General features: G+C 44.5%; 6 protein-coding genes. 4 read left to right on the forward strand and 2 right to left on the reverse strand.

The genetic code is table 11. The features are described 5' to 3' along the window. The first annotated feature begins 270 nt into the window (after window positions 1-270). Entirely contained in the window at window positions 271-7,149 is a 6,879-nt protein-coding gene (locus QUA07_RS10880) for an AAA family ATPase (RefSeq protein ID WP_333324867.1), read from the forward strand. Window positions 7,150-7,402: 253 nt separating this feature from the next. On the opposite strand, the gene QUA07_RS10885 is transcribed toward QUA07_RS10880, so the two are convergent. Both QUA07_RS10885 and QUA07_RS10890 read right to left on the reverse strand, forming a co-directional pair. Continuing rightward, complete coding sequence (locus QUA07_RS10885; RefSeq protein WP_333324869.1) at window positions 7,403-8,596, reverse strand: response regulator; 1,194 nt, start codon at window positions 8,594-8,596, stop codon at window positions 7,403-7,405. Between the two features lie 117 nt (window positions 8,597-8,713). Further along, the gene (locus QUA07_RS10890) at window positions 8,714-8,848 is read right to left on the reverse strand and encodes a hypothetical protein (protein WP_333324871.1); all 135 of its coding nucleotides are present in this window, start codon (window positions 8,846-8,848) and stop codon (window positions 8,714-8,716) included. Between the two features lie 403 nt (window positions 8,849-9,251). Between QUA07_RS10890 and QUA07_RS10895 the strand changes: the two genes are divergently transcribed. The 3 genes from QUA07_RS10895 (at window position 9,252) to QUA07_RS10905 (ending at window position 11,885) form a co-directional block, all read left to right on the forward strand. Then, the gene (locus QUA07_RS10895; RefSeq protein ID WP_333324873.1) at window positions 9,252-10,211 is read left to right on the forward strand and encodes a sigma-70 family RNA polymerase sigma factor; all 960 of its coding nucleotides are present in this window, start codon (window positions 9,252-9,254) and stop codon (window positions 10,209-10,211) included. Continuing rightward, a complete protein-coding gene (locus QUA07_RS10900; RefSeq protein ID WP_333324875.1) occupies window positions 10,151-11,248 on the forward strand; it encodes a tetratricopeptide repeat protein in 1,098 nt (365 codons plus the stop codon). Before QUA07_RS10895 ends, QUA07_RS10900 begins: the two co-directional genes overlap by 61 nt. A 94-nt stretch (window positions 11,249-11,342) precedes the next feature. Next, complete coding sequence (locus tag QUA07_RS10905) at window positions 11,343-11,885, forward strand: tetratricopeptide repeat protein (protein ID WP_333324877.1); 543 nt, start codon at window positions 11,343-11,345, stop codon at window positions 11,883-11,885. The last annotated feature ends 492 nt before the right edge of the window (window positions 11,886-12,377 follow it).

The following is a 12,377-nucleotide window of genomic DNA, read 5'->3' on the forward strand; positions in this document are numbered from 1 at the left end:
AGATATTTTATCATTAATTATTGTCCGTTCCGAAATTTTTCAGTTTGGGCGATCGCACAATAGCTAGACGCTTCAAGTGCCAGTACACTTGTACCCTACATATAGCGTAAGTAAGTCCAGAGCAAAAAAGCAATAATAAAAGATCGGGAGTTGTAGGGGGGGTCAGACAAGGATTTATATTTGGAGCGACTTTACTGCTCCTCTCACCCGCTCCTCCCATGTTATATTTATTTGTATACTTAACTTTTTTAGGCAGCAATAATTCCCAACATGATTTCACTGCCAGATATCACAATTGTCAGCCAGATTTACGAAAGTGCTAATTCCCTCGTATACCGAGGCATCCTCAAATCTAATCAGCAACCTTTGATTTTGAAACTCCTCAAAGAGGATTACCCCACACCAGCCGAACTCTACCGCTATCAGCAGGAATACGAAATCACTCGCCGTCTCAACCTAGAGGAAACAATTAAAGCCTACGAACTGCGAAAATATGAAAACACACAAGTCATGTTGTTGGAGGATTTTGGCGGAGAGTCCTTAAAAATTCTGCTGGAACGTCGTACCTTTGCTTTACCAGAGTTTCTCCACCTTGCCATCCAAATCACAGATGCTGTAGGCAAAGTTCATCAAAAAAATGTCATTCACAAAGATATCAATCCATCTAACATTGTCTTGAATCCTCACACCGGACAATTAAAAATCATTGACTTTGGCTTATCTACCATCCTATCCCAAGAAAATCCCAGCCTCAAAAGTCCTAATCTTCTAGAAGGGACATGGGCTTATATTTCTCCAGAACAAACAGGACGGATGAATCGAGTAATCGACTACCGCACCGACTTTTATTCTCTTGGGGTTACTTTCTATGAACTGCTAACCAACCAGTTGCCTTTTGAATCCGTCGATGCCCTTGAGTCCGTCCATTGTCATATTGCCAAACAACCGACTCCACCTCATGAAATTCATCCAGAAATTCCCTTACCTGTCTCAGGAATTGTCATGAAATTAATGGCAAAAATGGCAGAAAATAGATATCAAAGTGCTTGGGGAATCAAGGCTGATTTAGACACTTGTCTCGCTCAATCTAGAACTGGTAAAATTCAATATTTTTCCCTGGGATACCAAGATATTTCTACTCAATTGCAACTCCCTCAAAAACTGTACGGGAGAGAATCACAGATAGAGTCCTTATTGGCTGCATTTGTTCGTGTAGCGTCTGGACAAGAGAAACAAGTAGAAACACGTTTAACAAATAACCTGAGTAACCCAACGACCACTCATTCACAAAATCTGCCCGTACAAAGAGCCACTGAACTTATGCTAATTTCTGGATACTCTGGTATTGGAAAATCAGCTTTAGTTCAGGAATTGTATAAGCTCATAACTCAAAAAAGCGGCTACTTTATTTCAGGTAAGTTTGACCAGTTGCAACGCGATATCCCCTATCAAGCTTTAGTCGCTGCCTTCCAAGAATTGGTGCGACAATTACTCACAGAAACTCAATCGCAATTACAACAGTGGCGAGAGAAGATTCGACGGGCATTAGGAATCAACGGACAAATTATAATTGATGTCATTCCTGAAGTTGAACTGATTATTGGCAAACAGAATCCCGTCCCCGAATTACCTGCCACTGAAGCTCAAAATCGTTTTAATTTAGTTTTTCAAAACTTGCTCCAAGTCTTTTGTCAAAAAGAGCATCCCCTCGTACTATTTCTAGACGATTTGCAATGGACAGACAGTGCTACCCTGCAATTAATCCAGTTGATAATGACTCATGCTAATACTCAATATCTGTTTTTGATTGGAGCTTATCGAGATAACGAAGTGAGTGCAAGTCATCCTGCCATGCTGACTTTATCTGAGATAAGCAAGCAGGGGATAGTGGTTAACCATCTCTCCCTTTCAACCCTAAATTTCAACCAGGTTAATGAATTCATTGCAGATACGCTGAAGACTGAGTGCATCCATACCCAAAGATTAGCCGAGTTGGTTTGGGACAAAACACAGGGAAATCCCTTTTTTGTCAAGGAGTTTCTGAAGTCACTTTATACAGAGCAATTCCTGAAATTTGATACTAATGCTGGGGCTTGGTCTTGGGATTTAGAACACATTATAACTAGGAACATTACTGATAATGTTGTTGAATTCATGTCCGGAAAAATTAAACTTTTATCAGAACCCACACAAAAAGTTTTACGGTTAGCCGCTTGTATTGGCAACAAATTTGATTTGACAACGCTTTCAACCATCAATGAAACTTCTCAAAAAGAAACGGCCAATGAATTATGGGATGCCATTCAAGCGGGATTGATATTACCGGTCGGGGATGAGTACAAATTTATTCAAGCAGACCTAGACTCGAATGACTTCAAAATTACTTATAAATTTGCTCATGACCGCATCCAGCAAGCCGCCTATTCCCTAATTCCCCCAGACGACAAGCAAGCGGTTCACTGGAAAATCGGGCAACTGTTGTTACAAAATACACCGCCACACATACTCCAACAAAAGATTTTTGATATTGTCAATCAACTCAACTTCGCTATTGAAGCAATTGACTTTCTGTTAGACAGAGATAAACTTGCTCAACTAAATCTGATTGCTGGCAAAAAAGCGAAGGCATCAGCAGCTTGGAAACCCGCCTGGAATTACTTAAAAATTGGTATAAATTGCCTGAGTGCAGATAGTTGGCTTCGTCAGTATGACCTAACTCTGGCACTTTATGTGGAAACAGTAGAAGCTGCTATCTTGAGTGGCCACGTGGAGGAAATGGAAAAATTGGCTGACATTGTGCTTCAACAAGCTACTTCATTGCTCGACAAAGTGAAAGTCTATGAAGTCAAGATTCAAGCCTATACAGCACAAAACCAACCGTTAGAAGCGATAGATACGGCGCTTTCAGTATTAAAGTTGTTGGGAATTCGCTTTCCAAAAACAACAACAAAATTAAATATTTTTTTTGAACTGGTGAAGACTAAGTTAAGTTTAGCAGGAAAGCGAGTTGAGGACTTGATCGACCTACCATTGATGACTAATCCTTATAAGCTAGCAGCGATGCGTATCCTCTCAAGTGTAGTTTCTGCTGCCCATTTTGCTTCACCTGAATTGCTACCGTTAATGGCGTTTAAACAGGTAAAGTTATCAATCAAATATGGGAATACTTCTGTGTCTTCTTGTGCCTATGCTACTTACGGACTAATTCTGTCTGGGGAAACCGTAGGAGACATTGAGACTGGTTATAAATTTGGGCAACTTGCTATTTTGTTACTAGATAAATTTAATACTAAAGAACTCACACCCAGAACCATATTTATTGTTAATTACTTTGTCAAACATTGGAAAGAACATCTTAGGGAAACTTTAAACCCTTTGCAGAATGCTTACTCCATCGCTCTGGAAACTGGAGACTTAGAATATGCAGCTTATGCAGTTTGTGTATACTCCTACCATTCCTATGTATTGGGGAAGGAATTGGCAACAGTCGAGGCAGAGATGGCAATGTACAGCAATACCCTCAGCCAACTGAAGCAAGAAACATCCTATTACTACAACCAACTCACTCGACAGGTTGTATTGAACTTGATGGGCCGGGCTGAAGATAAATGCCGTTTAATCGGTGAAAGCTATGACGAAACAAAAATGTTGCCTCTGCATATAGAGGCGAATGCTCAAAATCTATGTCGTTCCCTCTATTTTTTTAAGTTAGTTCTCTGCTATATTTTTCAAGACTATCAGCAAGCTATAGAAAATGCTAAATCCGCCGAAAAATATAGCGATAGCGCTGTAGGTACTATTCCTCTCTACCATTTCTACAATTCTTTACTTTATCTGGCTATCTATTCTGACGCACCAAAATCAGAGCAAAAACTCATCCTCCAGAAGGTTAAATCCAACCAGAAAAAGCTCAAGAAATGGGCTCATTTTGCTCCAATGACTCACCTCCATAAATTCTATCTAGTGGAGGCAGAGCGATATCGAGTTTTGGGTGAAAAGGCTAGGGCGATCGACTACTACGATCGCGCCATTGCCTTAGCCAAAGAACATGAGTACATCAACGAAGAGGCTTTGGCTAATGAACTGGCTGCCAAATTCTACATCGCTTGGGGAAAAGAGCAAGTTGCCCAAGCCTATATGACAAATTCTTACTACTGCTATTTACGTTGGGGCGCAAAAGCTAAAATGACTGATTTGGAACGACAGTATCCTGAACTTTTAAAGCGTTTTTCGACAGCCAATATGTCCATAAATTCGCGCAACAGCCTACCTACTACTTCTGGCAATACTTCAGGTGAACTCCTGGATTTGGCAGCCTTGATGAAAGCATCTGGGGCAATTGCCAGTGAAATTGAGTTGGATAAACTCCTCACGACTTTGATGAGAATCTTGCTGGAAAGCTGCGGCGCACAAACTGGCTATCTAATTTTAGAGTCTCAAGGACAACTGAAAGTCGAAGCGTCAGGTGAGGCTAACTCAGATCAAGTGATGGTGTTGCAATCTACTCCTATAGAAACTTGTCTGCCGGTGTCGATTATTCACTATGTTGAGAGGACTAAAAAAGGACTGATTGAAACCAATGTTGCCCGTGAAGGCAGATTTACCCAAGATGCTTATATCAAAACACACCAGCCCAAGTCTATCCTTTGCGCCCCTCTACTCAATCAAGGGCAATTAATTGGCATTGTTTACTTGGAAAATAATTTAGCAAATGGGGTTTTTACACCCGATCGCCTGGAAGTGATTCAATTGCTTTCGACTCAGGCGGCGATCGCCCTTACCAACGCCAGACTCTACACTCAGCTACAATCGACGCAAAATCGCCAGAATAAATTCCTTAATGCCATTCCTTTTGGCATATCCGTTCACGACGCGAAAGGACAACTGGTTTTCGCCAATCCAGTTTCACAGCAGTTACTGAATATTCAAGATTTACCCAAAGCCGAAATCGAGCAACTCTCAAAAACCTATCACGTTTATCGGGCAGGCACAGACCAAATGTATCCAGTGGAACAGCTACCCTTGGTGCGATCGCTTCGCGGTGAAAAAACATGGGCGGATGATTTGGAACTGCACTACAGTGAGCGAATCGTTCCCTTAGAAGTAACTAGCACGCCAATTTTTGATGAGACGGGTAATGTAGAATATGCGATCGCAGCTTTTCAAGATATTAGCGATCGCCAGCAAGCACAGATTACGCTCATTGAAAATGTCCGTTTAGAACAGGAAATTCGCGAGCGCAAAAAAACAGAAGAAGCTCTGCAGCAGAGCGAGGCACGCTACCTTGGTATTCTCGAAGACCAGACAGAACTGATTGCCAGGTATCTGCCAGATGGTACCGTTACCTTTGTCAATGAAGGCTTCTGTCGATTTTTTGGACTGACAAGGGAACAACTCATCGGGCATCACTACGCACCTGTCGTGTTTGAAGAAGACCGCGAATATATAACCAGACTCGTTAATTCCATTAGCAAAGACAATCCCGTTGTCACAATTGAAAATCGGGTGATTGTTAGCTCCGAAGTGCGTTGGACGCAGTGGGTTAACCGAGGGATATTTGATGATTCCGGTTGCCTTGTTGAATTACAGGCCGTAGGACGAGATATCAGCGATCGCAAAAAAGCCGAAGCAGAACTCGAACGGGCAAAAGAAGCCGCCATTGCCGCCAACCTCGCCAAAAGCACTTTCCTTGCCAACATGAGCCACGAATTGCGAACTCCCCTGAACGCCATTCTAGGTTTTTCTCAACTGATGAATGAGGATACAAATCTGTTAAATGAACAAAAAGAGAACCTTAACATCATTCAGCGCAGTGGAGAGCATTTATTATCTCTAATTAATCAGGTGCTTGACCTTTCCAAAGTTGAAGCTGGAGGCATGACGTTATCTGAAAATAATTTGAACATTCATCAGTTTTTAGCTGAAATCGAGGAGATGTTTGCGTTGAAAGCAAACGCTCAAAGCTTACACTTACGATTTGAATGTGCGACCGATGTTCCTAAATATATCTGCGCTGATGAAGTTAAGTTGCGGCAAGTGCTGATTAATTTTCTCAGTAATGCCGTTAAGTTTACCTCTTCGGGAAGCGTGTCTTTAGAAGTAAAAAATAAACAGGTAAAAGCCCAAAGTGAAGCCGGAACCAAAACAACCAACAACCAACAACCAACAACCATTACCTTTGAAGTAAAAGATACGGGAGTTGGTATTGCGGCAGAGGAACTCGAGAATCTATTCAAACCCTTCGTGCAAACAGCATCCGGTCAAAAAGTACAGCAAGGAACCGGATTAGGACTGACCATTAGCCGTCAATTTGTCCGCTTGATGGGAGGTGAAATAACAGTCATTAGTCACGGTAAAGCTTTCACCCCTGGAATGCCTCTCAAGGAATTTTTAGAACACACAACGGGCACAACATTTAAATTTGACATTCCTGTGGGCATCGCTGATGCCAGCGCCATTCAAAATCAACCCCACAGTCGTCGCGTCGTTGGCCTAGCGCCTAACCAACCCCAATATCGCATCTTAGTAGTGGACGATCGAGATTACAATCGGCAACTGTTAGTTAAACTCCTCCAACCTGTTGGTTTTGAGGTGCAAGAAGCGAGTAACGGTATTGAAGCCCTTGAAATTTGGGATTCATACTCACCCCATCTGATCTGGATGGACATGAGAATGCCAGTTATGGATGGGTATGAAGCCACGAAACGCATTAAAGGCACCCTTAAAGGTCAAGCTACTGCTGTTATTGCTATTACTGCTAGCGTGTGGGAAGAAGAAAAGGCAGTTATTTTATCCGCTGGTTGTGATGATTTTGTGCGAAAACCGTTCCACACAGAAGCCATCTTTGACATCATGGCTAAACATTTGGGAGTCGGTTATATTTATCAGGATAAAGAGCTAGCGTCTTCCCCTTCTAATGTGACTGGAGAACCGTTAAATTTCACTAATTTATTAGCAGCGAGGTCAAAAGAATGGATTGTAAAATTGCATGAAGCAGCTATTGACGCGGATTCGGAATTAGTGTCTCAACTCCTTAAGGAGGTTCCTGAATTTCACCCTTTCGAGCTTCAGACTCTCAGGGGTTGGGTGACGAAGTTTCAGTTTGAGAAGATTCTCGATTTAACTGAACCCTTGGTGGGTGAATCTTGATATTTTTAGGAATTACACAGGGGTGGTCAGAAACCGGGTTTTTTTACGAGAAGACGCCTTACAGCCCGTAGATACGCTAAAAAACCCGGTTTCTAGCCGTGGGAGTGCGTAAGTCCCGTTTATCTCATATGTTGCACCATTCTCCAGAACAGGCAAGATGCCTGTTCCACAAAAAGTGCATTTTCTTGTGGGGTGGGCATCCTGCCCGCCCATAGAAGGGTTATTGAGAATGGTGCAATATTTCAGGTTTATGCTATTTGATGCTAGCACGCGGTTGGTTCTGTTCAATCATTGACTTTAATGCCGACTGTTTTAAGTCTGTAAGATCGCGGATGGTAATTGAGCAACCGTCTCCCAATCTCACAGCAGTGAAATAATAGCATTTACCAAGGTAGTCACTTTCTAGATGAACCTCTCCTTCAAGCGATTCTCCAGTCTCAACAACTTCTACTAATAAATCAAACAATCCGGGACTCAACTGATTAAGCAGTTTTTTCAGAACGGGTTCGCCCGCCAGTTCTGTTCGTTTTTTCCCTAAGAGTCTGGCAAAAACAGGGTTAACTACCAAGCAGCGAAAATCTTCAATTTCTCCAGCAATATCCGCCCTCACCGCCTCCACTGCGGCTATTCCATCCAGAGATGAGTTTAGCAAATTTGCCAACAGGGCGCGAGATTGGTAGGCAATTTCAGCGGTTTGCTGGTGTCGAGCGAGTGCTTCTTTAAGCTGGCGTTTTTGGTGCTGAATAGTGACCTGAGTTTCGAGGCGAACTAGCACTTCTTCCAACTGAAAAGGTTTAGAAATGTAGTCAACTCCCCCTACCTTAAAAGCTTTAACTTTATCAAATACTTGGTCAAGTGCGCTTAAGAAAATAAGCGGAATTTCTGAGGTGTTTTCATCGGATTTGAGGGCTTCGCAAACTTGATAGCCGTCCATGTCTGGCATTTTAATATCCAGCAATATAGCATCGGGAGAATGATTGCGAACTGTCCTCAAGGCCATCGTACCATTGGTGACGCAGCGAACTTTATACCCATGCTTAGTCAGAAGTTCTGTGAGAAAATGCAGATTTTCTGGGAGGTCATCAACAATTAAAATGTTACCTTTACAAGTTTCTAATTCATCGCTGTCACTTCCTCCGGCCGCAGGGATCTTGATAAGTTTGCCTTTTGTATCGACGATCGCACTTGTGGTGCTTTGCTTCTCTAGCAGAGAGCGGAAGTTATTTTTAGTAACTTTTTCTCCCATTACGTCTGAAAGCCGCTGCCACAGGATGGCAGCTAAATCTTTGATATGTCCTATGCTCAGGTACAAGCTGTCAGCAAGTACACTATAAGTTGCGTTTTCCCAAGCAGCTTTTAAGATTTCTTTTTCCAGCAAACTTAAGGGTTTACTTGTCTTGGACTCTAAGGCTGCTTCGATAAATTCTAGGGCTTCTTCAAAAGTCATGTACTAATCAATCTCATCGGGTAAGGTTTTTAAGTTTTGCACCCTAGCTTTGAGTTATGCACCGTAGTAAGTCGGTGGAGAAATTTCTAATAGATATTATGACAGACTTATTGACAATTACGATCCGGGCGATCGCCCCCGATCGTGATTCCACCTTGTCGAAACCCGAAAAAGGGGATCGCGGCCGCCTAATTCTTTGTGAGGGCGATGGCTTAAACCGTTTAATTGCAAGGCTTTTAAGTTGCTTGTCACCCCGTCAGCTCCAAATGATCCGACTTTTCCGACTTTACGATCCGACTTTTCCGACTTGCTTTAGGCCGATATGCCAAACATACTATTAATAGCATCTACCAAAAGACATAGAACAGTACGAGTCATGCTGTCGATCGGCTCTATCTAAAGATAGATAGCAAAACCAGGGCGTCCGACTTTTCCGACTTTATGAGCCGACTTTCCCGACTGACAGGGGCGGAGGAGGGGATCCCTGATACAGACATGGAAAGGATGCAGCCTCAAAAAAAGAGCAACTGAATCCAATCTTTATCCGTATAAATACTGAGACCACACTCAGCTAGATGTTTGCGGGATTGGGGTGCAACGAAAAAAGCAACAGAGGAATGTTCCTTCACATCTATCTTTCACCACCTTTAAAATCATGTCAAATTCTCAATCGGTTATTGCAACAGACATTCGGTGTTGTCCTGAAGATATAGAGAAAGCATTTTGGCAGCTATGGCAGCAGAATCGAGATTATCTTTACCGTTGCTGTCTCAGGTGGATGGGGGGGAATCCTGCTGATACCGAAGAAGTGCTCAGTCGCGCCATGCTCAAAGCTTGGGAGAAATTACCACACTATGCCGAAAAAATCACCAACCTCCGAGCTTGGCTGATCCGCTTAACCCATAATCTATGTATAGATATACACCGAGAACGCCGCCGGAAAGCAATGCAGATCGAGGATATTGAAGAAGTAGCTGCTACAGGAAGCTCAGCAGTTATTTCTGGTTTGAACTCTCCTGAAGAAGCACTTCTACATGATGAGTTGGGACAGTACATTCGCCGCGCTATTGATACTCTTCCTTCTCGATTACGCAATCCGTTTATCCTGCGTTACTGCCACCAGATTGCCTATCAAGATATTGCCCAACAACTTGCTCTCTCGCTCAATAACGTTTACAAGCGCATCCAACAGGCACGAGATATTCTGCAAAAGCGTTTGAGCAGGTATTTGTCAGGGTTGGATGATGCTTTGTTAGATTCCTCCGAGTCGTCTAAAAAGGGGGACGTTGCCTCGATGGGCGATGAATTTACTGTAGGGGTAGTGCCCCCGTGCCTACCCCGTCAAGATTGTGGGGCAGCCACGGCTGGGACAGCCACGGCTGGGGCGATCGCGGCTGGGACAGCCACGGCTGGGGCGATCGCGGCTGGGACAGCCACGGCTGGGGCAACCACGGGGGGATTGCCCCTACAATTCAATGAAACGATCGCATCCGACTCGATCGCCCCCATCCCTCAAAACATTGGCGAGACAATTAATTATCAGGTAACAGCAATATGTCTAGAAACACTACACTCCGGGTGGTATCCCTCACTCAGTCCTCTGGGGTGGAGTTGAATGCTTACCTGGTTTTAGACGAAAAGTCCGCCCGAATTGACCAGAAGCTGAAAACATTAAGTGAGTACGTGCAGCAGTATCCTTCTGGGTGGAAGAAACGGTTGGAATTGGCGAATCTGCTGTATGCAATGGGTCGTATTGAGCAGGCGGTTGAGGAGTATCGCCAAGTGATCGATCGGCAGCAACCATTGATTGGCGTGCGGTTGCAATTGGGGAAACTCTTGCAGCTTATGGGACGAAAGGTTGAGGCAGTAGGGGTTTATGAAAGTGCCTTGGCCAATGCACGCAATGAGGCGACTCGACAGCATATCAGCGGATCGATCGCACTCTGTAGAAATGACACTCAGGCAGCGATACTGGCTTTTGAGTCGGCGGCTTCCCTAGAAGCAGATAATGCGGCTCACTGGCTGGCCTTGGGGCAGGTGCAAATGGGGAGAGGGGATGCGGTTGCAGCTTTGCGATCGTTCGATACGGTTTTGTCACTGAGCCCGGATGATGTTGTAGCGCTGATTGACAGCTACGACGCGAGTCAGGCGGTGGGGAACGTGCGCCAAGCGCAGCGGCGGTTGAGCAAAGCGCTAGAGGTGGCTCCGGGTGATTTCCGAGCGCTCAAACGACTGGCGGATACTCGTTGCCGGATGAGATTGGTATCGGGTGAGGAAGGCAAACAGACTAAACAGATAATTAGTTCTGTGCTGCAACAGGCTCCTGATGCGGCGGATGCCCGCGAGTTGCTGGCATATTATCACCTTTTCCGGGAAGAGTGCGCTAACGGGATTGGGGTGTTGGAACGGTTTACTGAGGAACACCCGAATCATCCTAGGGGTTGGTATTCCTATGGGCGGTGCTTGTTCCATACGGGGGAATATCAGAAAGCGGCTGAGGCGATGCTGAAGGCTTATCGTCTGTATCCGCAGGATTGTGAAATTTATCGGGCGTTGTGCGAGATTTTGCCTTTAACCTCTCCCCCAGTTCCTCTCGATCCCCCCCAGCCCCCCTTAAAAAAGGGGGGAGCTAGAGCAGGCAAAGTCTTCTAATTCCAAGGGGGGAACTCCTCTGGAAGTCCCCCTTGTTAAGGGGGATTTAGGGCGATCGAACCGTCAAGTAACCCTGACATCAATAGTAGAAGAGATGCTCGATCGTTTTCCCGATCGCTGGAGTGTTTGGACGACGGCGGGGCGGGTGTTGGTGGAAAGTTTTCAGGAGATTGAGCGAGGGTGTAGTGTTTCTGTGCGGGGGACGCAACTTGAACCGCAGTTACCTGATGCTTGGTTTAGTCATGGGCGGGTGTTGGCACTGGCGGGGAAACACCGGGAAGCGGTGGAGGCTTTGGCGCAAGGATGGCAGTTGTTACCAGAAGATGGGGGTTATCTGCAATCGGTGTCTGCTGCGGTGTGGCTGGGGGAGAGTTATGGAATGTTGGGGGATGAGGTGGCGAGTCGGAAATGGTTGGAAAAGGCTTGTCAGTCTCAGGAATTGATGGAGTTTGACCCGGCTATGGCTGGTTACTGGCAAGGAAGAGCGTTGTTGGGGTTGGGGGATGTGACGGAGGCTGTGGAGGCTTATCGAAGTGCGCTGAGTCGGCGGTTGCTATACCCTTTTCGCGGGGAGGTTGAGGAGGCTGTGAAACGGTTGAAAGGTAAGACGCGAAAGGGCGATCGGGCTAAAGCGTAGATCCTTGACTTCTTAGGGAAGTCGGGGATCTGAACCTCTCAGAGTGCATTGAGTTAGGAAAAAACAGCCTCTAACTCGAAAAATTCAGAAATAGACCTCTGGATTCGTCTTATAGGTGTAGAGACAAAAATACAATAAAGGAGAAGATTACCATGTGTATAATAGTAGCAAAAAGACGGTACTGCCGCTTATAAAAAACATTATCTTATCAGAAAATTTTTAGTGAAAAAAGCTGATAAGATAAGACCACAAATCTAAGCCGAGTGGAAAATTACCACTCAGTTAAGTCAGGAGTAGGGTGGGCAATGCCCACCCTACTTAGTAAGGAAATATCCAGATAATAACTGCCCAAGTAAAAGTATAAATCGTGCCTGTAGACAAACTCCCATAACCTATGGAAATTATTTGGTTTTTTACAATACTCCGGACAGTTTTTAAGCAGCCAGAGTACCATAAGACAAGACTGAAGGAAGGTTAGGGTGATTTAAAATC

Source organism: Microcoleus sp. T3_A4 (assembly GCF_036700465.1).
Classification (GTDB): domain Bacteria; phylum Cyanobacteriota; class Cyanobacteriia; order Cyanobacteriales; family Microcoleaceae; genus Microcoleus.

Coding starts and splice junctions, on each gene's coding strand:
- QUA07_RS10880 (WP_333324867.1), top strand. CDS start 271: ATGATTTCACTGCCAGATATCACAATTGTCAGCCAGATTTACGAAAGT.
- QUA07_RS10885 (WP_333324869.1), bottom strand. CDS start 8,596: ATGACTTTTGAAGAAGCCCTAGAATTTATCGAAGCAGCCTTAGAGTCC.
- QUA07_RS10895 (WP_333324873.1), top strand. CDS start 9,252: ATGTCAAATTCTCAATCGGTTATTGCAACAGACATTCGGTGTTGTCCT.
- QUA07_RS10900 (WP_333324875.1), top strand. CDS start 10,151: ATGTCTAGAAACACTACACTCCGGGTGGTATCCCTCACTCAGTCCTCT.
- QUA07_RS10905 (WP_333324877.1), top strand. CDS start 11,343: ATGCTCGATCGTTTTCCCGATCGCTGGAGTGTTTGGACGACGGCGGGG.